This is a genomic window from Nocardioides sp. (genome assembly GCF_035697785.1).
Classification (GTDB): domain Bacteria; phylum Actinomycetota; class Actinomycetes; order Propionibacteriales; family Nocardioidaceae; genus Nocardioides_B.
Genome location: NZ_DASSCL010000058.1, coordinates 1 through 26,194, shown reverse-complemented (window position 1 = coordinate 26,194; position 26,194 = coordinate 1). Strand labels below are relative to the sequence as shown.

Genomic DNA, 26,194 nt, shown 5'->3' with positions numbered 1-26,194 from the left:
TGTGGCCCGAGTCCATGACCTGGGCCAACTTCGACGAGCTGTTCACCCGGCTGGACTTCACGACGTACTTCGTCAACTCGATCGTCGTCGCCGTCGCCGTGACACTCGGCAACATGATCTTCTGCTCGATGCTCGGCTACGCCCTGGCCAAGCTCGAGTTCCGCGGTAGGAAGGCGTTGTTCGCCATCGTGCTCGGCACGCTGATGATCCCCGGCGTCGTGACGTTCGTGCCGCTGTTCGTGCTGACGGTCAACCTCGGCCTGGCGAACACGCTGACCGGCATGGCGCTGCCGTTCCTGGCCGGCCCGTTCGGGGTCTTCCTGATGCGGCAGTACATCCTCAGCCTGCCCGACGAGCTCATCCAGGCGGCCCGCATCGACGGTGCGGGGGAGCTGAGGATCTTCTTCTCGGTCATCATGCCGCTGTGCTGGCCGGCGCTCGCGACGCTCGGGATCCTGACTTTCCTGTCCTCGTGGAACAACTTCCTGTGGCCGCTCGTGGTGGCGACCAACGAGGACAAGTACACCCTCCCGGTGGCCCTCGCGCTCTACGCCGTGGGTCAGAACGCCACGCAGTACGGCCTGCTCCTGGCCGGCTCCGTCGTGACGGTCATCCCGGTGATCGCGGTGTTCCTGTTCCTGCAGCGGCACATCATGCAGGGCATCTCCATGACCGGCATCAAGTAACCGACACCTCGCACGTCCATCCACCTCTCGGGAGGAACGACATGTTCGATGCACTACGCACGCGCAGACGAAGGATCCTCGGAGCGGCCACGGCGGTCGCCGTCGTGACCGGTCTCGTGGCCTCGGTCGGCGCCACCGGCACAGCCGCGGCTGCCGACAACGATGCCGTGCTGGAGCAGTACGCCGCCGACACCTGGAGGTCGATGGCGGCCATGGCTCACCCCCGCACCGGACTGCCCAGCGACAACATCGGTGGCTCGCTCAAGGAAAAGACCCGCAGCGAGTTCACCTCGCCGACCAACATCGGTGGCTACCTCTGGAGCACCGTCGCGGCGCGCGACATCGGCCTCATCAGCGGCACCGAGGCGCGCGAGCGGATCGCCAAGACCCTGGCGTCCGTGGCCAAGCTCGAGCGCCACGAGCCGTCGGGAATGTTCTACAACTGGTACAACCCCAACAACGGCAAGAAGCTGTACACGTTCCCGGAGTCGGGTGACCCGATCAAGCCGTTCCTCTCCTCGGTCGACAACGGCTGGCTGGCCAACGGCCTGCTGCTGACCGAGCGTGCCGTTCCCGCGCTCGCCGACGAGGCGCGCGAGATCCGCGAGGGCATGGATTTCAGCTGCTACTACAACCCGGCCGAGAACGCCCCCGGCGGTCAGATCCGCGGCGGGTTCTGGGACGAGGACCCCCAGGACGCCGCGGCGGTGAAGGGTGCCTACTGCGGCGGCCCCGAGGTCTGGTACACCGGCCACCACTACGGCGCGTTCAACACCGAGCCGCGGATCGCCTCCTACCTGGGCATCGCCGCCGGGCAGATCCCCGACGTTCACTACTTCGGCACCTACCGGACCTTCCCCAACGACAACTGCGACTGGTCGTGGACCGAGACCAAGCCGGTCGGCACATGGCGGGAGTACCTGGGCCAGCGTGTGTTCGAGGGCGCGCTCCCTTACCGCGGCCTGCACGTCGTCCCGACCTGGGGCGGCAGCATGTTCGAGGCGCTGATGGTGCCGCTCTTCGTGCCGGAAGAGGAGTGGGGTCCGCGGTCGTGGGGTGTCAACCACCCGCTGTTCGTCGAGGGCCAGATCGAGCACGGCATGGACGAGGCCGGCTACGGCTACTGGGGCTTCTCACCCTCGAACAACCCTGCCGGTGGCTACCGCGAGTACGGCGTCGACCAGCTCGGCATGGATGGAGCCGGTTACACCTCCGACCAGGAGCGCACCTCCGTCGACCAGGCTTACGGCGACTGTCGCGCCGGCTCGCCCGCTCCCACCGAGTACGGCGACGGCGTGGTCACGCCGCATGCGTCATTCCTCGCCCTCCGCTATGCCGAGGACGCCGCGCTCAAGAACCTTCGGAACATCAAGGAGGACTTCGACGCCTACGGAGCCGGTGGCTTCTACGACGCAGTCGCGGTGCGCAGCGGCCAGGTGTCCCAGCGCTACCTCGCCCTCGACCAGGGCATGGTCATGGCCGCGCTGGGCAACCGGCTCGCCGACGACAGCCTGCGTGGCTACGTCTCGAAGGGCGCGATGAAGACGCACCTCGAGCCGATGATGCGCATGGAGGAGTTCGCCGCGGGACGCGCCGAGTGACCTCTCGCCCCAACATCCTCCTCGTCGTCGCCGACGACCACGCCGTGAACGCGGTCGGCTGCTATCCGGGCGCCCACCAGGTGACCCCGCAGATCGACCGCGTCGCGGTGGAGGGCATGCGGTTCGACGCGTGCGGCTGCACCAACTCGCTGTGCGCGCCGAGCCGGGCGACGATCCTCACCGGCACCTACAACCACCGCAACGGCGTGACCACGCTGTCGACCGAGTTCGACAACCGGCAGCCGACGTTCCCGGAGCTGCTCCGGGACGCCGGCTACCGGACGGCCCTCTTCGGCAAGTGGCACCTCGGGCACGGGGAGCCGCACGACCCGCGTGGCTTCGACACGTGGGAGGTGCTGCCCGACCAGGGCGACTACGTGGACCCGGAGTTCCTGCTCCCCGACGGCAGCTCCCACGTGCGGCCGGGTTACGCGACCGACCTGATCACGGACCTGAGCCTGGACTGGCTCGACTCCGTCTCCGGTGGCGGAGACCCGTGGTGCCTGCTCGTGCAGCACAAGGCGCCGCACCGCCCCTGGGTGCCGGCCGAGCGGCACCGGGACCTGTTCACCGACGGCTTCAAGCCGCCACGCACGTTCTTCGACGACTACGAGGGACGCGCCACGGCGGCCCGGGAGGCCCGGATGCGGGTGGCCAGGGACCTGAACCTGGAGGACCTCAAGGAGGAACCGCCCACAGGGCTCGACGAGGAGCAGCACGCCCGCTGGGCCCTCGACCGCTACCTCGCCGACTACCTGCGCTGCGTGGTCGCCGTCGACGAGAGCGTCGGGCGGCTGCTCGCACACCTCGACGCGAGCGGCCAGGCCGACGACACGGTCGTCGTCTACACCAGCGACCAGGGCTTCTTCCTCGGCGAGCACGGCTGGTACGACAAGCGGTTCATGTACCGCGAGTCCCTCGAGTCGCCGCTGCTGGTGCGCTACCCGCGGCTCGTGCCGCCCGGCTCGACGACCGACGCGCTGGTGCTCAACGTCGACTTCGCGCAGACGTTCCTCGAGCTCGCCGGGGTCGACCCGCTGCCGAGGATGCAGGGCCGTTCGATGGTGCCGCTGCTGGCCGGGGAGGACCCGGTCGAGGTCGGATGGCGCACCGAGTCCTACTACCGCTACTGGGAGCACCTGGACGGCAGCCACCACGTGGCGGCACACCGCGGCATCCGGACCCACGACCGCAAGCTCGTGCACTACTACGGCTCGGGGTGCGGACAGCCCGGCGCGTCGGAGCAGACCACCGAGGTCGAGTGGGAGCTGTTCGACCTCGTCGCCGACCCCGAGGAGATGCGGTCGGTGTACGACGACCCGGCGTACGCCGACGACGTCCGGACGCTGACCGCGGCCCTGGACCGGCTCGCCACCGAACTCGGGGACGACATCCCGGAACCGACCCACCCGCCCACGACGAAAGCAGGACGACCGTGACGACAGACGCCCGCACCGATTGGGAGGAGCGGATCGGGATCCGCTCCGGCGAGGCCACCACCGGCCCCTCCGCCAACAGGGCCCCGCGCCTCGCCCCGCCGGCCGGGGTCACGGCCACGGCCGGCGGTGCGCAGGTCACGCTCGACTGGGAGCCGGTGGCCGGCGCCGTCGGCTACCAGGTGCACGTGTCGGACTCCGCGGACGGCGAGCTGGCACCGGTCGACCACCGGGGCATGGACGTGAAGGCGGTGCCGCACCCGCCGTACGTCGACACCACCGGGACGCCCGGGCAGGAGCGCTGGTACGCAGTCACGACGCTCTCCGACGTCGCCGTCGAGGGCGACCCGTCGGAGCGGGTGTCGGCGACCCCGGGCAGGGAGGCGGGTCGGGTGGAGCTGGCCGTCGACGCCGCGGGACCGGCCGGCACCCTGGCCCGGCCGTGGCGGCCGATGATCGGCAGCGAGCACCTGTCGCACGCGGTGTCGAGCGACACCACGGGCGGCCGAGTGATCGGCGAGGAGCTGACCTCGGCGCTGAAGGCCGCCGTCGCCGAGCTGGGCGTGGAGACGGTGCGGGCGCACGGCATCCTCTGCGACGACCTGCACGTCTACACCGAGGTGGACGGCGAGCCGGTGCACGACTTCACCGGCGTGGACCGCGTCTACGACCACATCCGCAGCCTCGGGCTGTACCCGGTCGTCGAGATCTCGTTCATGCCGCACGACCTGGCCAGCGACCCGTCGAAGACGGTGTTCGACTACGGCGCGATCGTGTCGCCGCCGAAGGACTGGCAGCGCTGGGGCGACCTGGTCCGCGACCTCACCGCGCACATCGTCGAGCGCTACGGTATCGACGAGGTCGTCGAGCACTGGTCGTTCGAGGTCTGGAACGAGGCCAACCTCGAGGTCTTCTGGTCGGGCACCCCCGACGAGTGGATGAAGATGTACGACGTCACCGCGGCCGCGGTCCGCGCGGTCGACGACCGGCTCGTCGTGGGTGGGCCCTCGTCCGCAGCCGCCGGCTGGGTCGAGGAGCTGCTCGCGCACGTCGAGCAGTCCGGCGCACCGCTCGACTTCGTCTCCACCCACACCTACGGCAGCCCGCCGCTGGACTTCCGGCCGTCGCTGGAGCGGTACGGCCGCGCCGGCACGCCGATCTGGTGGACCGAGTGGGGCGTCACGCCCGTGCACTTCAACGAGGTCAGCGACGCGGTGTTCTCAGGGGTGTTCCTGCTCCGCGGGATGGCTTCGGCGATGGACCGGATCGAGGCGCTGTCCTACTGGGTGGTGTCCGACCACTTCGAGGAGCTCGGCCGCCCGCCGGCGCTCCTGCACGGTGGCTTCGGCCTGCGCACGGTCGGTGAGCTGCGCAAGCCCCGCTGGTGGGCGCTGCGGCTGCTCGAGCGTCTCGACGACGCCCGGTTGCCGGTCACGCTGACCGGCGACGGCGGCGGCTCGTTGGTGGAGGCGCTCGCCACCCGGGACGACGCGGGGGGCGTGTCGGTGCTCGCCTGGAACATGACGCTCGACCAGTCCAAGGCGGCCGGGTCGGCGGCCCTCGACCGCGACGTCACGGTGCGGGTCGACGGGCTCACCCCGGGAGCGTCGTACCAGCTGACGGTGCAGGGCGTCGACGCCGACCACTCCAACGTCGCCGGCACCTGGGGAGCGATCAAGGCGGACGACCAGGCGTGGCCGACCGACGAGCAGTGGGAGGCCCTGCGCGCCGCCGACCGGCTCGAGGAGCTGGCGCCCGGCCGGGCGGTGCACGCCGACGAGCACGGTTCGCTGAGCGTGGAGGTCACGCTCCGGATGCCGTCGATGGCGTTCCTGCGGCTGGAGCCGGTCGGCTGACCCGACCGGCCGTCACATCTGCAGGCTGGCCGGGACGTGGGTCCTGGACTCGATGTCGGAGGCGACGACGTGGAGCAGCTCGTTGGCGAGGTCCGACAGCGCCCGCGCGGTGGCCAGCTCGTCGCCGATCAGGTGCACGGACTCGTCGGCGGGGTTGCGGCGGCTCCGGCCCTGGCCGCGCACCTCCATCTTGTTGTCCAGGCTGAGCACGGCGTCGGCGATGGTGTCGTCGCCCTGCTCGTCGATGCGCACCTGTACGTTCCATGCCTTGGTCGTCATGGTGGGTCCACCTCCTGGTAGGGGCGGGGTGCGACGGAGGGGTCATCCCCGAGTCTAGGGTCGCTGTGGACCGTTCGGCACGGTCGGTCGGTCCCGGCGGTTAGGGTTCTTCGGTGCCCGAGCAGACCACTCTCCCGACCCCCTCCGTGACGGAGGTGCTAGCGGGCGCGGTGGCCGAGCTCGGCGGCGAGGAGCGCCCGGGCCAGATCCGCATGGCCGAGGCGGTCGCCCGCGCGATGAGCACCCGCGAGCACCTGCTGGTGCAGGCCGGCACCGGCACCGGCAAGTCGCTCGGCTACCTGGTGCCTGCGCTGCTCCACGACCGGCGGGTGGTGGTCGCCACGGCCACCCTGGCCCTGCAGCACCAGCTCGTCGAGCGCGACATCCCCGCCCTGCTGGAGGCGGCCGACCATCTGCTGCCGGGGGGCACGCCGTCGTACGCCGTGCTCAAGGGCCGGTCCAACTACGCCTGCCTGCACCGGGTCCGCGAGGGGGTGCCCGACGACCAGGGCGTGCTCGTCGACGTGCCCGAGGGCACGATGGGCTCCGAGGTGCTCAAGCTGCGGGCCTGGGCCGAGAAGCAGGCCGACACCGGCGGACCCGGCGACCGCGACTCCGCACCCAAGCACACCGACAAGCTCTGGCGTCAGGTCTCGGTCAACCACCGCGAGTGCCTGGGCGCCACCCGCTGCCCGTTCGCGATGGAGTGCTTCGCCGAACGCGCCAAGGAGAAGGCCGCTCAGGCGTCGGTCGTGGTCACCAACCACTCGCTGCTCGCGATCGACGCGATCGAGGGCGTGCCGATGATCCCCGAGTACGACGTGGTCGTGATCGACGAGGCCCACGAGCTGACCGCGCGGGTGACCCAGGCGGCGACCGACGAGCTGTCGGTGCCCGAGATCCTCCGCGCCGCCCGGCGTTCGCAGAAGCACGTCTCCTCGGGCGCGGGGAGCGGGAGCGAGGCCGACGACCTGGCCGACGCGGGTGACGCGCTCCGCGACGCGTTCGAGGGGTGTGAGGAGGGCCGGCTCGACAGCCTGCCGACCGAGCTCGCCGACGCTCTCGTGCTGGTGCGTGACGCCGCCCGGGCGCTGCTGTCGGCGTTCCCCAAGGAGCAGTCCGGCCAGGGGGAGGTCGACCCCGGACGCACCCAGGCGCGCGGCTGGGTGCAGGAGATCTTCAAGAACGTCGAGCGGATGGCCGCCGGCCTCGAGTCCGACGTGCTCTGGCTCTCGCGGCGGGACCGGCAGCGCGGTGGCGACGTGCTCTGCGTGGCGCCGCTGCAGGTGTGGGGACAGCTGCGCGCCAAGCTGCTGGCCGAGAAGACCGTGGTCTTCACCAGTGCGACGCTGATGCTGGGCGGCGACTTCGCGTCGGTGGCGACCAGCATCGGGCTGAAGCCGTCGGAGCGGGTCGACGAGGACGCCGACCCCTCACCGCTGGTCGCGGCGGCGGAGAACCCGGAAGTGGTCGGTCCCGACTCGGAGGACCATCGGGAGCCGTGGCGCGGCATCGACGTCGGGTCGCCGTTCGACTATCCACGCCAGGGCATCCTCTACGTCGCGCGGCACCTGCCGCCGCCCGGCCGCGACGGGCTGGGGGAGAAGCAGCTCACCGAGATCGTCGACCTCGTCGACGCGGCCGACGGGCGCACGCTGGGACTGTTCTCGTCGCGGCGCGCCGCGGAGACCGCGGCGGAGTCGGCCCGGGAGCGGCTGCCGCACCTGACGGTGCTCGCCCAGGGCGAGGCGCAGCTGCCCGAGCTGTCGCGGCTGTTCGTGGAGGACCCGCACGCCTGCCTGTTCGGCACGCTCTCGTTGTGGCAGGGGCTCGACGTGCCAGGCGAGACCTGTCAGCTGGTGCTGATCGACCGGATCCCGTTCCCGCGCCCCGACGACCCGCTGATGTCCGCGCGGCAGCGGGCCGCGGACCGCGCGGGCGGCAACGGCTTCATGTCCGTGGCCGCCACGCACGCCGCGCTGCTGCTCGCCCAGGGCGCCGGCCGGCTGATCCGCACCACGTCCGACAAGGGTGTGGTGGCGATCCTCGACCCGCGTCTGGTCACCGCCCGCTACGGCCGCTTCCTCGCCGACTCGCTGCCCCCGATGTGGCGCACCACCGACCGCGACGTGGTGTTGACCGCGCTCAAGCGGCTCGCCGGCTGAACAACGATTCGTCTGCGCTTTATGGGGTGATTCAGGCGGGCCGACCGCAGACGAATCCGCTACGGGCGCCCCGTCACCTCCGTCGGGCCACCACCACGTCGACCGGCGGCACCGGCCCGCGTACCGGTGCCGGCTTCGCGTCCACGACATCGAGCCCGTGACCGCCCAGCACCTCGAGCCCCGGCCAGGCGGCTGCCGATGACAGGCCCCATCGACGTCGGGGCCGTGGAGCGGAGGCACCTGCCGGGCGTGGCTCGCCGACGACCAGCACGCCGCCGGGGGCCAGCACCCGGGCCACCTGCGCCAGGCCGGCGTCCCGGTCCTGCCAGTGCCGCACCGACATGGAGACGGTGACGACCTCGAACGCCCCCGTCGGGAACGGCAGCCGCTCCGCCGATGCGCACACGAGCCGGGCTGGCGTACGTCTCCTGCGGGCCTCGGCCAGCATCCTCGGGGCGGGGTCGACACCGACCGCCTCGGCGATGCCCCCGGGCTCGGTCCGCAGCCGGCGCAGCAGCCGTCCGGTGCCGCAGCCGAGGTCCAGCAGCGCCCGGCGGCCGTCGGCGTGGCGCCGGAGCAGGTCGGCCACCACGACGTGGACCGGGTCGAACACCAGCGCCTGCAGGTCACTCAGCTCGTAGGTCGCCGCCCACGCGTCGAAGCGCGACGGCTCGTGGCCGACAGTCGGGGCCCAGACAGCGGGTGCGAGACTCACCCGCCCCGCTTGACGTCGGACACGAGCTCGTCGACGTCGAGCCCGGCCTCTCGCAGCAGGTCCCGGTCGCGCTCGGTGTCCACGTGCGGCGGGAGCGCACCCTCCACCTCGAAAGCCGTCTCGAGTCGACCCTTGCGGGCCAGCCACTCCACGATCTCCTGGACTTCCAGCTGCATTGCGCCATCGCCTCCGGGCGGGACTGGGGTCGTCGGCCCGGCTGGGTGAGCCGGGGCGACGTACGTGCCTGATCTCCATCCTTGGCGGCATCCGACGGCCCGGTAATGGGGGCTAGCACCCATCTTTCGCGGAATCGGCGGTTGGTCCGGTGTCGGCCGTTTTCGGGGGCCAATTACCACGGGACCGTGGTGATCCACCGCTCCCCGCGGGGAGTTCACACCGGGAAGCGGGCGAGTACCACGGGACCGTGGTAATCCACCCCCGCTACCGTCAGGAGGGTGAGACGGAGCCGGTGGGGTGCTGGCGCGGCGGCACTGGTCGCGCTCGCCGCCGCCGCGTGTACGACGGAGCCGGAGGCACGCCCCGCGGACGCGACCACCCGGTCCGTCGCGTCACCGACCGAGTCACCGACCGAGTCACCGACCGATTCACCGGCCGGGTCACCGACCGAGTCACCGACCGATTCACCGGGCGAAAACGCCACCGGGACCGATGACGGGGAGCCGGAGTGCACGGAGCCTCTCGTCATCGCTCGGCACCACTCGCGCCGCCCGCTGCGGCTCTCCGAGCAGCGCGCCCGGGCTGTCGCGGACGGCGCGACCGGGGCGCGGCTCGTCAGCAGCGTCCGCGCCGTGGTGCGCGACCCGTCCGCGGTCGCGGTGCTGCCGGCGCACCTGGTCGACCCCCGGGTGCGGGTCGCGGTGGTCGACGGCGTGCACCCGTTGAAGCGGCCGCGGGCGTACCCGGTGCGGGTGGAGGCCGACGAGTGCCCGCCACGGCCGACGACGCTCACCGTGGTGGGCGACGTCATGCTTGGCCGCGGCGTGGCGTCCGCGGCGGCCGGTGACCACGGCCGCCAGCTCCGGCCCACGGCTGCACGGCTCCGGGCGGCGGATGTCACCGTCGGCAACCTGGAGAGCACGCTGTCCCGGGCCGGTGCGCCGCGACAGGGTGGCGACTCGTTCGCGGCCGACCCCGCGGTCGGCCCCGCCCTGGCCGACGCCGGCTTCGACGTGCTCAGCCTGGCCAACAACCACGCCGGCGACTTCGGTCCGCTGGCGCTCCGGCAGACCGTGACCCGCCTCGAGGCCGCGGGACTGACCCCGTTCGGCGCGGGCCGGAACCTCGCGGCGGCCCGCCGACCGGCGATCGTCGAGGTGCGCGGGACCCGGTTCGGGTTCGTCGGCTTCAACGCGATCGGCGAGACCCCGGAGGCCGGACCGCGCACCACCGGCGCGGTGTCGGTGAGCATGCCGCCGCGCACCGGGCCGCTGGATGCGCGCGAGCTCGACCGGTTCCTCGGCGACGTACGCCGCCTCGACGACCGGGTCGACGTCGTGGTCGCGCTCCCGCACTGGGGCACGCAGTACACCAACCGCCCCGAGCCGGTGCAGCGTCGGGTCGCCCGGGAGCTGGTCGCGGCCGGTGTGGACCTGGTCGTGGGCGGCCACCCGCACTGGGTGCAGGGCGTCTCGACCGTAGGGGAGGCTCTGGTGGCTCAGTCGCTCGGCAACTTCGTGTTCGACATGGACTTCATGACCGAGACGATGCTCGGCGTCGTGCTCGAGACGACGTGGTGGGGCAACCGGCTGCTGGCGGCCGAGCTTGCGCCGTACCGCATGGATGCCTCGTTCACCCCTCGCTTCGTCCGGTGGGGCGCCGGCCTGCCGACCCTGCGGCTGTTGGGCGCGACGAGCGGCCCGGCCTTCCGCTACTAGGCAGGCACTAGGAACGCAGCCAGGCCCAGGCGACCCGGCCGGTGCGCGCCAGCTGTGCCGGCGCGACGACGGCGGGTACGTCGCCGGCGGAGTGGTAGCCGGCATAGGGGATGCTCCCGAACCGCGCGACGGGATAGCCGGCCTTCTCGAACGACCAGTGGTCGCTGGTCGTGTTGTCACCGCACGCCGTCGTCGGTACGCCGAGCCGGCGGGCCGTGCGCAGCACCTGCCGCTGCACGACGGCGGGGGAGAGCGGCCCGGTGCACACCGGCACCACTCGCCCGACCCCGACCCGGTCGAAGGCCGCCATCGCCCGGAGGGCCCGGCGCTGCGGGCGGGTCATCGTGGCCACGTAGCGCTTCGAGCCGAAGTGGTGCAGCGCGTCGCCGTCCCCCACCGGCTCCTCGGCACCGAAGGCCACGAACACCGTCGGTAGCGCGGGCTCCTCCGACCGGGCCAGTCGCGCCAGCTCCAGCACCACCGCCACGCCGCTGGCGTTGTCCTCGGCGCCGGGCGCGACCGCCACCGTGTCGAGGTGCGCACCGACCAGCCGGTGCGGGCGGGACGCGTCGAAGCCGGGCGGGGTGGCCACCACGTTGGCCGAACGCCCGGCCCCGACGGGCACGCCCCACGAGTCCCCGGCCGGCACCGGGAACGTCTGCCGCTGCACGTCGTACCCGAGCCGACGGAACCGGGCGGCCACCCAGTCCGCGGCGCGGCGGTAGGAGGGGCCGGTCGCCAACCGCGGCCCGATCCGGCCGGCGAGGTGGCGGACGTCGGCGTTGGCGCGGGCGCCGGAGAACCTGACCGGCTCGGCCGGCGCGGGCGGTTCGGTCGCCGGCTCCGACGCGGAGGCGGACGGGGTCGGTGGCGACGACGGCGTACCCGACGGCTGCGAGGGCGACGCGCTGGAGGAGGGTGCCGACGACGGGCTGCCGGACGGGTCAGGCGAGCCATCGGAGTCCGCGGTGCAGCCGAGGGTCACGGCCAGCGCGACGGCGGCTGCTCCGGCCCGCCACCAGCGGGCCGCCCCGGGGTCCATGTGGCGAGCCTACGAGGCCGGACGGTGGGCTGACAGGATGAGGACATGACGTCCCTCTTCGTGGTCAGCGACGTGCACGGCTACGTCGCCGACCTCCGGCAGTCGCTCGCGGAAGCCGGCCTGGTCGACGACGAGGCGCGATGGACCGGTGGCGACGCCCAGCTCTGGGTGCTCGGCGACCTGGTCGACCGGGGCCCCGACGGCGTCGGCGCAATCGACCTGGTGCGCTCGCTGCAGCAGCAGGCACCGGAGCAGGTGCACATGCTCATGGGCAACCACGAGGCGCTCGCCCTGGGCTACAAGCTGTTCCCCGACACTCGCTTCGGCGAGGTGTGGGCGATCAACGGCGGCCACGAGTCCGACCAGGACCGGCTCACCGACGAGCACGTGGAATGGCTGCGGGGACTGCCGGTCGTGGCCCGGCACGGTGACTACCTGTTGATGCACTCCGACACCACCGACTACCTGGAGTGGGGCGACTCGGTCGACGACATCAACGCCACCGTGACCTCGCTGCTGGCCGACGACGATGCCGAGGCGCACTGGGAGGTGTTCGCCTCGCTGACCAGTCGCTACGACTTCGCCCGCGGAGACGGGACCCGGGTGGCCCGAGACGTCCTCGGCGCGCTCGGCGGCGGTTGCATCGTGCACGGGCACAGCATCATCGGCACGCTGACGGGGCAGCCGTCACACGAGATCGAGGGTCCGATCGCGTACGCCGACGGGCTGGTCGTCGCGATCGACGGGGGTCGGTACGACGGCGGCCCGCTGCTGCTCGTGGAGCTCGCCGGCGCGTAGCGCGGTGTGCCGGTCAGACCCGGCGCAGCACCGCCGTGACCTTGCCGAGGATCGTGGCGTGGGTGCCGTCGATCGGGTCGTAGGCGTCGTTGTGGGGGAGCAGCCAGACCTGGCCGGCCTTGCGCTGGAAGGTCTTGACGGTGGCCTCGCCGTCGAGCAGCGCGGCGACAATCTCGCCGTTCTCGGCCGTGGGCTGCTGGCGCACCACGACGTAGTCGCCGTTGCAGATCGCGGCGTCGATCATCGAGTCGCCGGAGACCTCGAGCAGGAACAGCGTGCCGTCACCGACCAGCGTCTTGGGCAGCGGGAAGATCTCCTCGACGCGCTCCTCGGCCAGGATCGGCCCGCCGGCGGCGATCCGCCCGACCAGCGGGACGTAGTTGGGGGCCGGCATCGCGTCGCCCACGCCGGTCTCGTCGACCGGGCCCGACACGGACCCGCTGGTGTCGGGGTCGAAGACCGACAGCGCCCGGGGCCGGTTGGGGTCGCGCTTGAGGTAGCCCTTCTCCTCCAGCACCCGCAGCTGGTGGGCCACGGAGGAGGAGCTGGTCAGCCCGACGCGCTCGCCGATCTCGCGCATGCTCGGAGGGTAGCCGCGGCGCTCGATGGAGTCCTTGATGACGGTGAGGACGCGCTGCTGGCGGGGGGTCAGGCCGCTGGCGTCGGGAGGCCCGTCGGGGAGCTCGGCGACCTGTCCCGAGGCGCCGGCTGCGGTGCTCTTCTTGCCTGCCATGACGTGTCCTGTTCTCCCCTGGCGGAGCCGGGGTCCTCACTGGAGCGGGTGCGACCACCGTAGTGCGGGAGGGGCCGTGGGTTCAAACACATGTTCGAACGGCGTGTCGTGGTTGGCTGCCGCACATGACGGCAGCCCCCACCGACTCCCAGCGCCCGAGGGTGGCCGTGGTCACCAGGGCGGCCCGCGGCATCGGCCGGGCCGTGGCGCGCCGGCTGGTCGAGCGCGGGTACGCCGTGGTGGTCACCGACCTCGACGGCGACGCGGTCCGTCGTACGGCCGACGAGATCGGCGCCGCGGGCTGGCTGGCCCAGGACGTCCGCGAGGAGAGCTCGCACGCGCGGGCCGTCGACGAGGCGGCCCGCCACGGCCGGCTCGCGGTCTGGGTCAACAACGCCGGGGTCGGCGACGACGGCACCCTGACCGGGGTCACGTCCGAGTCCGTGCGGCGACTGGTGGACGTCAACCTGCTGGGGCTGCTGTGGGGGATGCGGGCGGCGTTCGGGGCGTTCGGGCCAAGGGGCGGTGACATCGTCAACATCGCGTCCGCCTCGGCGCTGGGGCCGGTCCCCGGACTCGCGGTGTACGCCGCGACGAAGGCCGCCGTCGTCTCCGTCACCACCTCCGCGTCGGTCGAGGCACCACGCGGCGTGCGGGTGCACGCGCTGTGCCCCGACGGTGTGGACACGGACATGGTCGCGGCGATGCGCCCGGACGGGCCGGCCAAGGCGATCGTGCACTCGAGCGGCCGGTTGCTCGAGGTGGACGAGGTGGCCGAGGCGGCGGTCGCGCTCATCGGGTCCCGGCGGGTCGTCCGCACCCTGCCGACCTGGCGGTCGCCGCTGATCCGGGCGGGTTCGCTGCTGCCGTCGCAGGCGCGCGGCGGCTTCAGGGCCTTCGAGCTCTATGGCCGTCGGGTGATGCGCCGCCGCTGACCCCCGCTGACCTCTGGGACCGGCCGATCCCGTTCGAACACGCCTGCGAAAGCGAGGCTTGATTCATTCGAACACATGCTCTAACGTCGCACACGTGTTCGATCGAACAGGCATTCGACTCCCGGCCGGTTGCCGGGTACGGCCGGTTCGGAAAACTGTCGGTGCACCTCGGTACACCTTCGGACATGGACACCGCCGCCGAATCCTTCCCCCGGAGGTCTGAGATGAGCACCATCGCCGCCACGCCCGGCCTGACCGTCCCGCGCCGCCGCCCCGCACCCGCCCGGCCCGTCGCTGCGGCTCCCGTCGCCGCGCCCGCCGCTCCGGTGCGGCTCACCCGTCGCGGCCGACTGGTGCTGACGGTGCTGTTCCTGGTCGTCGTGTCGGTCGTGCTCACCGTGTTCGGAGCGACCTCCGCGGCCACCGGCGAGGCCGGCACGCCCGTGCCCACCCGTTCGGTCGTCGTCGAGCCCGGCGACACGCTCTGGGGGATCGCCGCCGAGGTCGCCGCCCCAGGCGAGGTTCGGGAGATGACCCACCGCATTCAGGAGCTCAACGCGATGTCCGGCTCCGGGGTCGCGGTCGGCCAGGAGCTCGCCGTCCCGATCGGCTGAGCCACCGCGAGCGTGACGCTCGCCCCACAAGACTTGCCGCCGACCTCCTCGACCCGGGTCGCTGGCATAGGGGAAGAAGGACGGAGCCGCTGGTGCGGCTCCGTCCTTCGCTTGTTCCCGTTGAAACGCGCCCCGCGGGGTCTTCATGCGCGCGCTTGAAGGCCTCACAAGGCGCGTCTCAACGATCGAGGCCCTGGGCGACGCCCCAGGCGATCAGCCCCTGACCTGCGGTGTAGGTGGCCATCACCGCACGCTCGAGAGCCGGGTGGGGCTCGGTCAGCAGGAAGTCCTGCACGCCGAGCAGGGTGTCGGACACCAGGAAGAGCGTCGTGCCGGCCCGCACGGTGGTCCGTGCTCGCCGCGGCATCGCCGGGTCGAGGGCGGTGGACGCGCCGAACATGGTCGCCAGCACCCCGGCGTACGCCGCCACCGGCGCGGCCAGCCGGGGCGACCGGCGTCCGGCCGCCACGGCCATCGCCGGACCGGCCGCCACCCAGAGCGCGGCGGCCGCCTTCACCCCGCCCCGAGCCGGTCCCGTAGGCGCTGGCGCGCGGGCGGAGGCGAACCCGGCGACGTAGGCGACGTGCGCGGCGAAGAACGAGCCGACGCCGGCGAGGAACGCCTTCTCCCCGCGGCCGAGCAGCGCCACGTCCCCGCCCCAGGAGAACGCCTGGGCGGCGGCGGTACGACGCAGCATCGGATCGTCGCCGGCGCGGGTGCCCTCGTGGAAGGCCACGGCGAGGGCCGGCATGAGCAACGGCTTGACCAGGAACCGGGCCCGACGGGCGACCCTGTCGGTCCGGCCGGCGAGGACGGTGTCGGTGGCGGCGAGGGCGACGTACGCCGCCGTGGCGGCCAGTGTCCTGGGGGTCGGCATGGCGGATATCGTGCCGCACCGGGGCCGTGCCGGACCGCGGGAGGACGCCCGGCGGACGGCGGACGCCCGGTCAGTGCACGCGCTGGGTGACGGCGTCCGCGAGCTGGCGCAGCGCCCCCCGGGCCGGCTCCGCGAACCTCCCGGCCTCGAGGGCGACCAGCGCCTCCTCGGTGAGGGTGTGGATCCGCCGCTCGACGTCCGCCGCCGCGCCGGACCGCTCGATCACGCCGCGCAGCTCGGTCACCTCGGCCGCCGAGAGCTCGCGACCGAGACCCGCTCGCAGGCGGGCGGCCTCGTCGGCGGGGGCGGCGTCGAGGGCCAGCGCGACGAGCACGGTGCGCTTGCCCTCGGACAGGTCGTCCCCGGCGGGCTTCCCGGTCGCCTCCGGGTCGCCGAACACGCCGAGCAGGTCGTCGCGGAGCTGGAACGCCTCGCCGAGCGGGAGGCCGAACGCCGAGAGCTGCGCGAGCGTGCCCCCGTCGGCACCGGCCAGCGCGGCGCCGACGTGCAGCGGCCGCTCGACGGAGTACTTCGCCGACTTGTAGCGCAGCACCTTCATCGCCAGTGCGACGTCGGACTCGCCGCGCGCCTGCACCGACACGTCGAGGAACTGCCCGGCGATCACCTCGCTGCGGGTGTGGTCGAACACGGTCAGGGCGTCGCGCACCACGTCGTGCGCGAAGCCGCAGCGGCGCAGCAGCTCGTCGGACCACGACAGCAGCAGGTCGCCCAGCAGGATCGCCGCGGCCGCGCCGTACTGCTGCGGTGACCCGGACCAGCCGAGCTCCCGGTGCCGCGCCTCGAACATCGTGTGGGTGGCCGGTCGCCCGCGGCGGGTGGCCGAAGCGTCCATGTAGTCGTCGTGGACCAGCGCGCTCGCGTGCAGCAGCTCCAGCGCGGCGGCGGCGCGGACGAGCGCGGCCGGGTCGGCCACGTCGTCGCGGACCGCCCGGTAGCCCCAGTGGCAGAACGACGCGCGGAACCGCTTCCCGCCGCGGACCGCCTCGTGTGCGGCCAGCACCAGCTGGTCGGCGTCCGCGCCGAGCGGCGCCAGCCGGCGGGACTGCTCGGCGACGAACGCGTCGAGCTCCGCCTGCACGGCGGCACGGAAGTCCGCGGGGTCCCAGGTCACCGGCGCAGCCTACTTCGGCGCACCCGGCTTGGACGTGGCGCGTCTGCGCGGCGTGCGGCACCTATCCTTGGGCCCATGGCTCTGGGACTGCCCTCACGCATGCCCGGCGGTGCGAGCACCGTCCGGGAGCTGATCGCTGCCGGGGAGCGGTCGTTCTCGTTCGAGTTCTTCCCCCCGAAGGACCTCGAGGGGGAGAAGCAGCTCTGGAAGGCGCTGCGTGAGCTGGAGGTGCTGAGCCCGACCTTCGTGTCGGTGACGTACGGCGCCGGCGGCTCTACCCGGGACCGCACGGTCGGGATCACCGAGCGCATCGCCCAGGACACCTCGATGACGCCGCTCGCGCACCTGACCTGCGTGGACCACTCGGTGCGGACGCTGCGCTCGGTGATCGGGTCGTACGCCGGGGCCGGCGTGCGCAACGTGCTGGCGCTGCGCGGCGACCCGGCCGGTGGTCCGTCGGCCCCCTACGTCGCGCACTCGGAGGGGCTGCGCTACGCGGTCGAGCTGGTCGAGCTGACCAAGTCGCTGGGCGACTTCTGCGTGGGGGTGGCGGCGTTCCCCGAGGCGCACCCGTCGGCGACGTCGGCGGACTCCGACGCCCGGGTGCTGGCCGCGAAGGCACGTGCCGGCGCGGACTTCGCGATCACCCAGCTGTTCTTCCGGCCGGAGGACTACTTCCGGCTCGTCGACCGGGTCTCCGCGCTGGGCGTGGACATCCCGATCATCCCCGGGATCATGCCGATCACGAACCTCAACCAGATCCGCCGGATGGCCGAGCTGTCCGGCGCGGCGCTGCCCGAGGAGACGGTCGCCCGGGTGGCCCAGTACGACGGCGACCCGGCGGCGGTGCGCGCCGAAGGCATTGCGATCGCGACCGAGCTCTGCGACGCCCTGCTGGCCGGTGGCGCCCCGGGGCTGCACTTCTACACGCTCAACCGCTCCAAGGCCACGCGCGAGATCTACTCCGGGCTGCGCGCGGCGGTGGGCTGATGGCCGACCCGGTCGCCGAGCCCGGCGGGCCGACGACCGTCACGACGGTGGGCCAGGGCGAGGCGCCCGGACGGCCCGACGCGCTGCGGCTGCACCTCACCGTGCGGCACCGCGCCGACTCGATCGCGGAGGCCCTGGCTGGCTGTGCCTCCGCCTTCGAGGCGGTCGTCGCGGTTGCCCGGCGGTTCACCGACGACGGCATCGGCAGCCGCGGGATGCGCATCGGCGAGTGGCACCAGGGCCCCGACCAGCCCGACGGCTACGAGGCGTCCCACAACCTCGAGGTCGTCTGTCCTGACCTCGGCCGGGCCGGCGAGCTCATCGACGCCCTCGCCGAGGCCGCGCCGCGCCGGCTCCGGGTCGACCACGTCGAGCCGTTCGTCACGGTCACCGGCGACATGGCGGCGCTGGCTCGCGAGCTGGCTTTCGCGGATGCGCGCGCCAAGGCCGACCAGCTCGCGGCGCTGGCCGGGCAGCGGGTCGACGGCGCGCTCACGGTCGTGGAGGGCGGCAACGCCGGCGGCCCGAGCCCGCTCGGGGCGATCCGGGTCGCGGCGGCGTCGACGACGTTCGAGCCCGGCGCGGCGTCGGTGACCGCGACCGTCACCGTGACCTGGCAGACCAGCAGCGCCTGAGCCTCACGCCTTGCCGACCTGCTCGGCCACCACGGCCGCCGTCAGCGCGGTGAACGGCAGCCCGGTCGCCCCGGCCACGTGCGCGCCGGCGCAGTACACCCCCGGCACCGGGGTGGCGGTGCCGAGCTTCTGGGTGAGCGTCGCGCGGCCCTGCCACAGCACGCCGTACGGCGACCCGCCCCAGGCGACCACCTGCTCGCGGGGGGACCGGTCGACGCGCACGCTGACCTGCGCGCGGACGTCGAGGCCCCGCCTGGCCAGGGCCGTGAGCACGTCCTCGGCGAGCCGGCCACGCCCGAGCACCGTCCAGGCGGCGGCGCCCTCCGGAGCGGTGCCACTGGTGCGCAGCACCAGCGTGGGGTCTCCGTGCAGGACGACCTCGTGCGGCAGCGCGGGCACGTCGCCGACCAGGCCGAGGTGCGAGACCACGGGCGGGAGCGCTGGCATCGTGCGCCGCACGTGGTCGGCGAGGGCCGGCAGGCCGCGCGGGTCGATCGCGCACACCACGACGTCTGCGTCCAGGTCGCCGGCCGAGGTGGCGACGGCGACGGCCCGCTCCCCGCGCACCACGATGTCGCGCGCCGTCGTACGGAGGACCACCTCCACCCGCCGCTCGCGGAGCCGCTTGTCCATCGCCTCCGCCAGCCGGCCCATCCCGCCGGGGACGGTCCAGGTGCCGAAGTTCTGCTCGACGTAGTCCAGCAGGCCGAGCCAGGCGGGCACGTTGCGCGGGTCGTGGCCGTCCAGGACGGCATGGGTGAGGGCGAGCCCGCGCAGGCGCTCGTCCTTGCGGAACGCCCGACGGACGACCCGGTGCAGCGTCGACCGGGTGTGCAGCAGGTCGGCCGCCCGTCGGTCCTGGTGGTCGGGGGAGTATGGCCGCTCGAAGTAGCTGCGCCGCAGCAGGTCCCAGGGCTCCGCGAAGGAGTGCACGTGGTCGGCCCAGGCGCGTCCAGAGCCGGGTCCCAGCGCCGCGTCGACCGCGTCCATCTGCGCGGATCGGCTGCCCGAAGGGAGGGACAGCACGGCGCCGTCGCCGAAGCGGTGCTCGCGCATCGGCTCGACCGGCACCAGCTCGAGCTCGCGCTCCAACGGGCGGCCCGACTTGCGGAACAGGTCGCGCACGGCCGCCGGCAGCGCCGTCGACGTCGGGCCGGTGTCCCACCGGAAGCCGTCGCGCTCCACGAAGCCCACCGCACCCCCGACCCGGTCGAGGCGCTCGACCAGGGTGACGCGGTGACCGAGCTTGGCGAGCCGGACGGCCGACGCGGTGCCGCCGATCCCACCGCCGACGACCACCACCCGTGCCATGGCGGGCACCCTACGGCGTGGCGGTCCGCAGGTCGGGCGCGACCTCGACGTGTCCGAAGCCGGTGCCGAGCTCGTCGTCGAGGAACCCGAACAATGCGGCGTTGAGGGGGCCGAGACGCTCACCGGGGGAGAGCACGTCGCCCATGAGCCGGCAGAACGCGCCGACCGCGCTGGGGCCGACCTGCACCGTCGCGGTCGCCTGCTCGGCGTCGGCTCGTCGCAGGGTCGTGCCGTCCCAGACGACCGGCAGGTCGACGGACTGCTCGACGACCCGACGACGACTCATTCCGATCGCCTTCGCGACCCGATGTGCGTCCATCGCCGGCACCGCCCAGCCCTCCAGCTCCGCGACGGTCACGCCGGGGTCCCGGTCGGCGACGCACACGATCTGCAGCAGCGTGAACCCGTCGCCGTCGAGGCCGGTGGCGAGCGTGTTCAGGCCGCCGGCGGCCCGGCTGTTGAGCTCGGTGGGGCGGAAGCCCCCGGCGGTGAGCACGCCGTCGATGCCGAAGGCACCTCGGTAGCCGACCCGCGCGCGCAGGTGCTCGCCGGTACGCCGGACGAGCTCGCGCATCGCCTCGCGGTCGGCCTCGGGCGGGTCCCAGGTCGTGCCCTGGCCGCCGTACACGAACTGCCTGTCGGGACCGCGCAGGATGGCCAGCTCGACCGGCCGGAACGCCGCCGTGCCGTCGGGCAGCACGATGCCGTGGATGCTGCACGGCACCCCGTCCAGGAACGGCATCACGCGGACCCGGTCGCACCGGGATGCGAAGAAGGCGAGGGCCGCGGCCCGGTCCTCGTCGGTGAGCACCCAACGGGTGAAGTCGCCGCCACCGTTGAAGCCGTCGCGGGCGTCCCCGGCCCAGACGACCCCGGCGCCCTCATCGACGTCGGCCGACGCGTCGCGGAGCACCGCGGCGTCCACGGGCCGCACCCGGGCCTCGGCGTGCAGGGCGCCGACCTCGGACCAGATCCCCTCGGCGAGGAGCTTGTCCTCCAGGGCGAGCCAGGCCGCCGGTCGCCCACCGACGACCGGGCGACCGTCGATCGGCTCGGCCGCCACGAACGGGCCGGCCAGCCACCACCCGGTGCGGTCGGGGTCGTAGGCGGCGACCGCGGCTGCCGCCGGCTCCGGCAGGTGCCGGGCCAGGTGGTCCACGGCACGCAGCTCCTCGGTCATGGAGCGATGGTGGTCGGTCTCCAGGAAGTGGACCTCGGCCTCTTCTTCGGTGGGCACCGGGCCGGCGCCGGTCCCGGTCGCCAGCACCAGAGGCCGTCGTGCCCCGGCCTCCCGCAGCATCGCCACCCAGGGAGTCATGGCGGCCAGCGGGAGCATTCCGGTGAGCACCTTGCGGTCCCGGAACATCGAGCCCAGCCGAGCCTTCCACTCCGCGCGCTGCTGCTCGTCCCCGAGGTCCATGGACGGCACTCTAGGAACGCGTGGCGCGTGCGGCGAACGGTTTACGGGGCGCCCACCCCGGCGCGGGGCTCGCGCGTGCGCCACCTGCGCCAGCCGCGCCGGATCCGGCGTACCAGGAGGAAGACGGTGGTGACACCGAGGGCGAGCAGGAGCAGGCAGACGGCGAGCGCGATCCACGGATGGGCGAGGGCGAGGAGTACGACGCCGGCCACCGACACGTCCTCGGCGAGGCTGGTGGCGCTGTTGGTGACCGGCTCGGGAGAGGTGTTGATCGCCAGCCGCAGACCGGCCTTGACACCGTGGGACGCCAGCGCGGTCCCGCCACCGACGACGGCGAGGACCGCCTGCTCCAGCGTCGAGGCGTCCCCTGCCAGCAGCACCGCGATCACCGCGGCCACGGTCGGCCTGATGGCCGTCGAGATCGCGTCCCACGTGGAGTCGATGTACGGGATCTTGTCGGCGACGAACTCGAACGCGTAGAGCCCGCCGGCCACCACGAGCACGTCGGTGCGGGCCAGCACGTCGGGGATCTCGGCCAGGCTCCAGGCGCGGTCGGCGATGCCGAAGACGAGGACGACCAGGTAGGCGTTCACGCCGCTGGCCCATCCGCTCGACACCACCAGGGGCAGCAGGTCCACGCGCACATCGTAGGGCCGGCCCGACCGTCGGCACGGAAATGGACCAACGGACTAATTGCACCGCCCGAAACCCTTGACGCCGGTGCGGCCGGCGGGGTTGGCTGACGGAGCTCGGCGAATTGTCGGGTTTCGATCTCGGGAAAGGGGCGCGGCCTTGACGCGCACACAGACAGGTCGGCTGCGGCTCGGGGTGGGGGCGTCCGTCGGCGCACTCGCACTCGCCGGACTCGCCCTCATCACGCCTTCGGCGGCGGCTCAGGACTGGAGCGCCTGCCTGGAGGGCCCCTCGGACACACAGGCGACGTTCGAGCGGGCGGCCAAGGTGAGCGGTGTCCCCACGGACGTGCTGCTCGCGGTCGGCTACCTCGGCTCGCGATGGAGCCACAACGACGGCGCTCCCAGCACGTCGGGCGGCTACGGGGTGATGCACCTGACCGACCAGCCGGTGACGGCCGAGCCGAGCGCGGCGAAGGGTGACCGCAACCGCGGCCTGCCCGACCGGGCCGGTTCGCTACCGCTGGCTGCCGACATCACCGGCATCGGGGCGGCGCGGTTGCGCAACGACCCCGTCGCCAACATCTGCGGCGGCGCCGCAGTGCTGGCGTCGTACCAGCCGGCCACCAACGCGCAGGCACCCGCCGCCTGGAGCAAGGCGGTCGCGCTCAACGCCGGCACCGCCGCCGAGGACGAGGCGCTGCACTACGCCCGCCTGGTCTTCGACGTGCTCCGCACCGGCGCGACCGCTACCAACGACCTCGGCGACTCCGTCACCCTGGCCGCCCACCCCGGGGCGACGGTCGACACGCAGGCGGTGGAGGACTCGCGCCTGCTGCTGCCCGGCGTCCAGGAGCTCGAGTGCCCGAGCTCGATCGCCTGCGACGTCGTGGAGGCGCAGTACCGATCCACCGGGCCCGCGCCGACGCAGTACGTCAACTACGACCTGGCCGACCGGGAGAAGGACCTGTCCGTCGACTACCTGGTCGTGCACAACACCGAGTGCACCTACGACGTGTGCACGAAGCTGATCAAGGGCGAGGCCGAGCCCAACCGCTTCGTCTCCTGGCACTACACGATCCGCTCCAACGACGGTCACGTCGACCAGCACGTAGCCAACCGGAACGTCGCGGCTCACGCCGGCAACTGGTACCTCAACATGCACTCGATCGGTGTCGAGCACGAGGGCAAGGCCGGCGAGCCCGGGCAGTGGTACACCGAGGCGCTCTACCGCTCGTCGGCCCAGCTGGTGAGGTACTTGGCGAAGAACTACGGCTACGAGCTCGACCGGGCCCACGTGGTGGGTCACGAGGAGTTCGGCTCCTCCAACTACAAGTGGGACCCGGGGCCGTACTGGGACTGGGAGCACTACATGCAGATCCTCGGTGCGCCCATCAGGGGGCACGGCAACAAGCACACGAGCAACATCGTCACGGTGAAGCCCGGTTTCGCCGACAACCAGCGGGTTCTCGAAGGCTGTTACGGCGCGGGACCGACGTGCCCGGCGTTCGGCACCAACTACGTCGACGTCCGCACGGCGCCGAGCGACACCGCACCGCTGGTCGAGGGGTCGACCGAGCTTGTCTCCGACCGCAACGCGCGGGCCGTCGCGGGGCACCAGTTCTACGTCGCCGACCGCCAGGGTGACTGGCTGCAGGTGTGGTGGGACGGACTCGAGGGCTGGATCAAGAGCCCCAAGGACGACCCGGTGGTGGTGCCGTCGCAGGGTGAGGTCGTGGAGGCTGCCGGCGCCGGGCCGGTCACCGTCTACCAGCGGGCCTACCCCGAGGAGGCGGCGTACGCAGGCACCCCGGTCCCCTACCAGGGTCAGCCCACGTTGGCCGGAGCGGACAACAAGACGCCGATCACGCTGCAGCCCGGCCAGCAGTACGTCCTCGCCGACAAGACGGTGCCGACCGACTACTACTACGCCAAGTCGTTCGACAACTCGCTCCCCGGCGACAAGACCGTGGTCACTGGGCAGCAGAAGTACTACCAGGTCTGGGTCGGACACCGGTTCGGCTACGTCAAGGCCGAGGACGTCCGGGTGCTCTCCGGCCAGTGAGGCCGGTCAGCCCTCAGCGGCGATCGCCCGGTCGAGGCTGTCGCCGTCGCGGCCGACGACGGTGGTGCCGTCGTCGGCCGTGAGGATCGGCCGCTGGATCACGCCGGGGTGCGCGACCATCGCGGCGAGCCACTCGTCGCGATGGTCCGCGTCGCGGGGGAGGTCGATGCCGGCCGCGCGGGTCTCCTTGTCGCGGGCGACGTGCCACGGCTCGACGCCGAGGCGCTCGACGACGGCACGCAGCTCCTCGACCGTCGGCGGCTCGTCGAGGTAGCGGCGCACCGTGTACGCGACGCCCGCCTCGTCGAGGGCGGCGGTCGCCGCCCGGCACTTCGAGCACGACGGGTTGACCCAGATCTCCATGGTCAGTCGACCTCCGTCTCGACCGCGCCGGTCATCACCATCAGCTCGTCGTAGCTGCTGCTGAACACCGCGGCCGGGTGGCCCGCGGCGGCCCACACCTCGTCGTACTTCCGGAGCCAGGGGTCGATGTAGGTCGGCACCGGTGCCGGGTGCCCGATCGGGGAGACGCCACCGATCACCTGGCCGGTGTGGGCGCGGACGAAGTCGGGGGTGGCCCGCCGGAGCGCGGGCACGCCGATCCGCTCGGCGACCCGCTCGGTGTCCACACGGTGCGCGCCCGAGGTGAGGATCAGCACCGGGCGGTCGCCGGCGTCGAAGAGCAGGCTGTTGGCGATCGCGCCGACCTCGCAGCCGAGCGCCTCCGCGGCGAGGGCGGCGGTGTGCACCGAGCCGGGCAGGACGACGATGCGTCCGGTGCCGCCTCGCCGCTCGAGCTCGCTGCGGAAGTGGGCGATCGCTGGGTGCTCGTCACTCATGCTCCCGGACCCTAGGGCACGGCGGTGGACCCCGTGCCCCGGGGCGGAGGACGAGCGCTCGGTCAGCGGTGCAGGTTGCCCTGGATGGCGCCGGCCGGGTACTTCGTGTTGTGCACGTTGACGTAGTAGCGAGCCGGGTGCTCGATCACGTCGGCGATCTCGGACTTCTTGACGCCCCTGGTGCAACCGGCGCCGTCGGGGGCGGTGGCGGCCTTGACCAGGTCGATCTTGATCGTGCCGTCGCTGCGGTTGTGGATGTGGGCCGCGTCGGGTTGCCCGATCTTCTTCCAGTCCAGGACCGCGCACACGCGCTTCTTGGCCTTGTTGAGGCGGACGACCGCGCTGCCCGACCCGTTGGGGTCGCCGCTGGGGCTCAAGGTGGCGCGGAGCACCACCGGAGCAGCCGCGGTCGAGGCGTCGGCGCTCGCGACCAGGGTGGTCGTGGTGACGGCGGCGGGGAGGAGCGCGGCCGCGGTGAGGAGGGCGGCGCGCGCGCGGAGGGTAGTGGCCATGGGAGTACCTCCAGTCGAGTGTCTCCACTCTTGGCCTGTCTAGCCCGATCGGCAATAGCCCGTCCGACCTGACTTACCTGAGGGGGTTGACGCCCTGTCGGAGATGCGGTGTACCGTCGAAGTGTTCGAACAAGTGTTCGAATATCTCCCTCGGCGGGGCTGACTCGACCCCGTCCCGCCGAGGAGCGGCGACGAGCAAGGAGGGCTGATGCGGCGCTACGACGACCCCGTGGAGGTACGCCGGGGGATGGTGGACGGACCGGGTGGGGCCCAGGAGGGTCCCGAGCAGTTCCTGTGGCGCGGCCGGTTGTGGAAGGTGTGCGACGTGGTCGCGCACTGGGTGGAGACCGGGCCGTGGTGGCAGTCCGCCGGCGCGCACGCGGTGCTCGGCTCCGACCACGCGACACCCCCCGCCGGCGCCGACCTGCTCGCCGAGCGGGAGGTCTGGCGGGTCGAGGCGGCCCGGGGGATCAGCGCCGCGCGCACCGGCGGGGTGTTCGACCTGGTCTACGACTGGGCCGACGGCAGCTGGCAGCTCACCCGGTGCGAGGACTAGGAGCGACGATGACCCACCCCCTCCACGTGCCCGCCGCCAGCCACGCCTACCTCGCCCGCTCCGCGGAGTCCCTGCGGGAGGCGATCACCACCACCGAGGTGCCGCTGCGCTATGCCCAGGCCCACGTCGCCGCGCTCCGGGCCACTGCCGCGCTGCTGGCCGCCCGGGCCACCCCGCTGACCGGCCGATCCCGACGGCGCCCGGCGCAGAAGAACGCCTGGGTGCTGCTGGCCGAGGTCGCCCCCGAGTTCACCGAGTGGGCCAGCTTCTTCGCCGCCGGGGCCGACAAGCGGGCGGCCGCCGAGGCGGGATCGCGGCGTGCGGTCACCGAGCGGGAGGCCGACGACCTGGTGCGGGACGCCGGTGCCTTCCTCGCCGTGGTCACCGGACACCTGGGGCAGGAGCCGGCCCGGTCCCGTCCGCGGCTGGTCGGCGGCACGGACCCCGACCCGCGGCAGCGGAGGTGAGCG

The 26,194-nt window shown here is 72.9% G+C and carries 27 protein-coding genes; 14 read left to right on the top strand and 13 right to left on the bottom strand.

Going from position 1 to position 26,194, the window contains the following annotated elements; translation table 11 throughout:
• The 4 genes from VFH10_RS06040 to VFH10_RS06025 form a co-directional block, all read left to right on the top strand.
• The coding region (locus tag VFH10_RS06040; RefSeq protein WP_325126960.1) for a carbohydrate ABC transporter permease at window positions 1-686 on the top strand (686 nt) is incomplete at its 5' end.
• Window positions 687-727: 41 nt separating this feature from the next.
• Window positions 728-2,287 carry a glucoamylase family protein gene (locus VFH10_RS06035; protein WP_325126957.1) on the top strand — a complete coding sequence of 520 codons (1,560 nt, stop codon included), beginning with the start codon at window positions 728-730 and terminating at the stop codon, window positions 2,285-2,287.
• Entirely contained in the window at window positions 2,284-3,726 is a 1,443-nt protein-coding gene (locus VFH10_RS06030; RefSeq protein ID WP_325126955.1) for a sulfatase, read from the top strand. Before VFH10_RS06035 ends, VFH10_RS06030 begins: the two co-directional genes overlap by 4 nt.
• Window positions 3,723-5,579, top strand: a complete 1,857-nt coding sequence (locus tag VFH10_RS06025) for a GH39 family glycosyl hydrolase (protein ID WP_325126953.1) — start codon at window positions 3,723-3,725, stop codon at window positions 5,577-5,579. The genes VFH10_RS06030 and VFH10_RS06025 overlap by 4 nt, the downstream gene beginning before the upstream one ends.
• 12 nt (window positions 5,580-5,591) lie before the next feature.
• Here VFH10_RS06025 and VFH10_RS06020 read toward each other — a convergent pair whose 3' ends face one another.
• Entirely contained in the window at window positions 5,592-5,858 is a 267-nt protein-coding gene (locus VFH10_RS06020) for a DUF1876 domain-containing protein (protein WP_325126951.1), read from the bottom strand.
• Between the two features lie 113 nt (window positions 5,859-5,971).
• Here VFH10_RS06020 and VFH10_RS06015 point away from each other — a divergent pair, with 113 nt between their 5' ends.
• Window positions 5,972-8,023: an ATP-dependent DNA helicase gene (locus VFH10_RS06015; RefSeq protein WP_325126949.1), complete on the top strand. Its 2,052-nt coding sequence runs from the start codon at window positions 5,972-5,974 to the stop codon at window positions 8,021-8,023.
• Between the two features lie 73 nt (window positions 8,024-8,096).
• Here the strand turns inward: VFH10_RS06015 and VFH10_RS06010 are convergent, their stop codons facing one another.
• Both VFH10_RS06010 and VFH10_RS06005 read right to left on the bottom strand, forming a co-directional pair.
• Window positions 8,097-8,738, bottom strand: a complete 642-nt coding sequence (locus VFH10_RS06010) for a class I SAM-dependent methyltransferase (protein ID WP_325126947.1) — start codon at window positions 8,736-8,738, stop codon at window positions 8,097-8,099.
• Entirely contained in the window at window positions 8,735-8,914 is a 180-nt protein-coding gene (locus VFH10_RS06005; protein ID WP_325126945.1) for a hypothetical protein, read from the bottom strand. Before VFH10_RS06005 ends, VFH10_RS06010 begins: the two co-directional genes overlap by 4 nt.
• 279 nt (window positions 8,915-9,193) lie before the next feature.
• On the opposite strand from VFH10_RS06005, the gene VFH10_RS06000 reads away from it, so the two are divergent.
• Window positions 9,194-10,633, top strand: coding sequence for a CapA family protein (locus VFH10_RS06000; RefSeq protein WP_325126943.1), 1,440 nt, complete (start codon window positions 9,194-9,196; stop codon window positions 10,631-10,633).
• Window positions 10,634-10,640: 7 nt separating this feature from the next.
• Here the strand turns inward: VFH10_RS06000 and VFH10_RS05995 are convergent, their stop codons facing one another.
• Window positions 10,641-11,675, bottom strand: a complete 1,035-nt coding sequence (locus VFH10_RS05995; RefSeq protein ID WP_325126941.1) for a M28 family metallopeptidase — start codon at window positions 11,673-11,675, stop codon at window positions 10,641-10,643.
• Window positions 11,676-11,720: 45 nt separating this feature from the next.
• Here VFH10_RS05995 and VFH10_RS05990 point away from each other — a divergent pair, with 45 nt between their 5' ends.
• On the top strand, window positions 11,721-12,473 hold the full coding sequence (locus VFH10_RS05990) for a metallophosphoesterase family protein (RefSeq protein WP_325126939.1): 753 nt from the start codon (window positions 11,721-11,723) through the stop codon (window positions 12,471-12,473).
• Between the two features lie 13 nt (window positions 12,474-12,486).
• On the opposite strand, the gene lexA is transcribed toward VFH10_RS05990, so the two are convergent.
• On the bottom strand, window positions 12,487-13,206 hold the full coding sequence (gene lexA, locus VFH10_RS05985) for a transcriptional repressor LexA (protein WP_325126938.1): 720 nt from the start codon (window positions 13,204-13,206) through the stop codon (window positions 12,487-12,489).
• A gap of 125 nt (window positions 13,207-13,331) precedes the next feature.
• Between lexA and VFH10_RS05980 the strand changes: the two genes are divergently transcribed.
• Entirely contained in the window at window positions 13,332-14,141 is an 810-nt protein-coding gene (locus VFH10_RS05980) for an SDR family oxidoreductase (RefSeq protein ID WP_325126937.1), read from the top strand.
• A gap of 224 nt (window positions 14,142-14,365) precedes the next feature.
• Window positions 14,366-14,755 (top strand): LysM peptidoglycan-binding domain-containing protein, encoded by a 390-nt coding sequence (locus VFH10_RS05975; protein ID WP_325126936.1) that lies wholly within the window; start codon window positions 14,366-14,368, stop codon window positions 14,753-14,755.
• A gap of 178 nt (window positions 14,756-14,933) precedes the next feature.
• Here the strand turns inward: VFH10_RS05975 and VFH10_RS05970 are convergent, their stop codons facing one another.
• Together VFH10_RS05970 and VFH10_RS05965 are read right to left on the bottom strand one after the other, a co-directional pair.
• Window positions 14,934-15,632, bottom strand: coding sequence for a lysoplasmalogenase (locus VFH10_RS05970; protein WP_325126934.1), 699 nt, complete (start codon window positions 15,630-15,632; stop codon window positions 14,934-14,936).
• 70 nt (window positions 15,633-15,702) lie between these two features.
• Window positions 15,703-16,764 carry a polyprenyl synthetase family protein gene (locus tag VFH10_RS05965; protein ID WP_325126932.1) on the bottom strand — a complete coding sequence of 354 codons (1,062 nt, stop codon included), beginning with the start codon at window positions 16,762-16,764 and terminating at the stop codon, window positions 15,703-15,705.
• 75 nt (window positions 16,765-16,839) lie between these two features.
• Between VFH10_RS05965 and metF the strand changes: the two genes are divergently transcribed.
• Complete coding sequence (gene metF, locus VFH10_RS05960) at window positions 16,840-17,754, top strand: methylenetetrahydrofolate reductase [NAD(P)H] (RefSeq protein WP_325126930.1); 915 nt, start codon at window positions 16,840-16,842, stop codon at window positions 17,752-17,754.
• Window positions 17,754-18,389 carry an SIMPL domain-containing protein gene (locus VFH10_RS05955; RefSeq protein ID WP_325126928.1) on the top strand — a complete coding sequence of 212 codons (636 nt, stop codon included), beginning with the start codon at window positions 17,754-17,756 and terminating at the stop codon, window positions 18,387-18,389. The genes metF and VFH10_RS05955 overlap by 1 nt, the downstream gene beginning before the upstream one ends.
• 3 nt (window positions 18,390-18,392) lie before the next feature.
• Here the strand turns inward: VFH10_RS05955 and VFH10_RS05950 are convergent, their stop codons facing one another.
• The 3 genes from VFH10_RS05950 to VFH10_RS05940 are packed head-to-tail and all read right to left on the bottom strand — an operon-like array spanning window position 18,393 to window position 21,758.
• Entirely contained in the window at window positions 18,393-19,700 is a 1,308-nt protein-coding gene (locus tag VFH10_RS05950) for a phytoene desaturase family protein (RefSeq protein WP_325126926.1), read from the bottom strand.
• Between the two features lie 10 nt (window positions 19,701-19,710).
• Window positions 19,711-21,120: a hypothetical protein gene (locus tag VFH10_RS05945; protein WP_325126924.1), complete on the bottom strand. Its 1,410-nt coding sequence runs from the start codon at window positions 21,118-21,120 to the stop codon at window positions 19,711-19,713.
• Between the two features lie 41 nt (window positions 21,121-21,161).
• On the bottom strand, window positions 21,162-21,758 hold the full coding sequence (locus tag VFH10_RS05940) for a DUF4126 domain-containing protein (protein WP_325126922.1): 597 nt from the start codon (window positions 21,756-21,758) through the stop codon (window positions 21,162-21,164).
• A gap of 154 nt (window positions 21,759-21,912) precedes the next feature.
• Here VFH10_RS05940 and VFH10_RS05935 point away from each other — a divergent pair, with 154 nt between their 5' ends.
• A complete protein-coding gene (locus VFH10_RS05935) occupies window positions 21,913-23,817 on the top strand; it encodes an N-acetylmuramoyl-L-alanine amidase (protein WP_325126920.1) in 1,905 nt (634 codons plus the stop codon).
• 6 nt (window positions 23,818-23,823) lie between these two features.
• Here VFH10_RS05935 and VFH10_RS05930 read toward each other — a convergent pair whose 3' ends face one another.
• From VFH10_RS05930 to VFH10_RS05920, 3 genes are all read right to left on the bottom strand, one after another.
• Window positions 23,824-24,180 carry an ArsC/Spx/MgsR family protein gene (locus tag VFH10_RS05930; RefSeq protein WP_325126918.1) on the bottom strand — a complete coding sequence of 119 codons (357 nt, stop codon included), beginning with the start codon at window positions 24,178-24,180 and terminating at the stop codon, window positions 23,824-23,826.
• Window positions 24,181-24,182: 2 nt separating this feature from the next.
• Window positions 24,183-24,656, bottom strand: a complete 474-nt coding sequence (locus tag VFH10_RS05925) for a YbaK/EbsC family protein (protein ID WP_325126915.1) — start codon at window positions 24,654-24,656, stop codon at window positions 24,183-24,185.
• Window positions 24,657-24,718: 62 nt separating this feature from the next.
• A complete protein-coding gene (locus VFH10_RS05920) occupies window positions 24,719-25,168 on the bottom strand; it encodes a CHRD domain-containing protein (RefSeq protein ID WP_325126913.1) in 450 nt (149 codons plus the stop codon).
• Between the two features lie 208 nt (window positions 25,169-25,376).
• Here VFH10_RS05920 and VFH10_RS05915 point away from each other — a divergent pair, with 208 nt between their 5' ends.
• On the top strand, window positions 25,377-25,724 hold the full coding sequence (locus VFH10_RS05915) for a DUF6504 family protein (protein ID WP_325126911.1): 348 nt from the start codon (window positions 25,377-25,379) through the stop codon (window positions 25,722-25,724).
• Window positions 25,725-25,732: 8 nt separating this feature from the next.
• Complete coding sequence (locus VFH10_RS05910; protein ID WP_325126909.1) at window positions 25,733-26,191, top strand: SAV_6107 family HEPN domain-containing protein; 459 nt, start codon at window positions 25,733-25,735, stop codon at window positions 26,189-26,191.
• The last annotated feature ends 3 nt before the right edge of the window (window positions 26,192-26,194 follow it).

Excerpts from the sequence above, each read along its gene's own strand:
- VFH10_RS05975 (WP_325126936.1), top strand. The coding sequence starts at position 14,366 with ATGAGCACCATCGCCGCCACGCCCGGCCTGACCGTCCCGCGCCGCCGC.
- VFH10_RS05970 (WP_325126934.1), bottom strand. The coding sequence starts at position 15,632 with ATGCCGACCCCCAGGACACTGGCCGCCACGGCGGCGTACGTCGCCCTC.
- VFH10_RS05980 (WP_325126937.1), top strand. The coding sequence starts at position 13,332 with ATGACGGCAGCCCCCACCGACTCCCAGCGCCCGAGGGTGGCCGTGGTC.
- VFH10_RS05945 (WP_325126924.1), bottom strand. The coding sequence starts at position 21,120 with ATGGACCTCGGGGACGAGCAGCAGCGCGCGGAGTGGAAGGCTCGGCTG.
- VFH10_RS05995 (WP_325126941.1), bottom strand. The coding sequence starts at position 11,675 with ATGGACCCCGGGGCGGCCCGCTGGTGGCGGGCCGGAGCAGCCGCCGTC.
- VFH10_RS05955 (WP_325126928.1), top strand. The coding sequence starts at position 17,754 with ATGGCCGACCCGGTCGCCGAGCCCGGCGGGCCGACGACCGTCACGACG.
- lexA (WP_325126938.1), bottom strand. The coding sequence starts at position 13,206 with ATGGCAGGCAAGAAGAGCACCGCAGCCGGCGCCTCGGGACAGGTCGCC.
- VFH10_RS05950 (WP_325126926.1), bottom strand. The coding sequence starts at position 19,700 with ATGGCACGGGTGGTGGTCGTCGGCGGTGGGATCGGCGGCACCGCGTCG.
- metF (WP_325126930.1), top strand. The coding sequence starts at position 16,840 with ATGGCTCTGGGACTGCCCTCACGCATGCCCGGCGGTGCGAGCACCGTC.
- VFH10_RS05990 (WP_325126939.1), top strand. The coding sequence starts at position 11,721 with ATGACGTCCCTCTTCGTGGTCAGCGACGTGCACGGCTACGTCGCCGAC.
- VFH10_RS06035 (WP_325126957.1), top strand. The coding sequence starts at position 728 with ATGTTCGATGCACTACGCACGCGCAGACGAAGGATCCTCGGAGCGGCC.
- VFH10_RS06005 (WP_325126945.1), bottom strand. The coding sequence starts at position 8,914 with ATGCAGCTGGAAGTCCAGGAGATCGTGGAGTGGCTGGCCCGCAAGGGT.
- VFH10_RS05910 (WP_325126909.1), top strand. The coding sequence starts at position 25,733 with ATGACCCACCCCCTCCACGTGCCCGCCGCCAGCCACGCCTACCTCGCC.
- VFH10_RS05920 (WP_325126913.1), bottom strand. The coding sequence starts at position 25,168 with ATGGCCACTACCCTCCGCGCGCGCGCCGCCCTCCTCACCGCGGCCGCG.
- VFH10_RS05930 (WP_325126918.1), bottom strand. The coding sequence starts at position 24,180 with ATGGAGATCTGGGTCAACCCGTCGTGCTCGAAGTGCCGGGCGGCGACC.
- VFH10_RS05915 (WP_325126911.1), top strand. The coding sequence starts at position 25,377 with ATGCGGCGCTACGACGACCCCGTGGAGGTACGCCGGGGGATGGTGGAC.
- VFH10_RS06020 (WP_325126951.1), bottom strand. The coding sequence starts at position 5,858 with ATGACGACCAAGGCATGGAACGTACAGGTGCGCATCGACGAGCAGGGC.
- VFH10_RS05925 (WP_325126915.1), bottom strand. The coding sequence starts at position 24,656 with ATGAGTGACGAGCACCCAGCGATCGCCCACTTCCGCAGCGAGCTCGAG.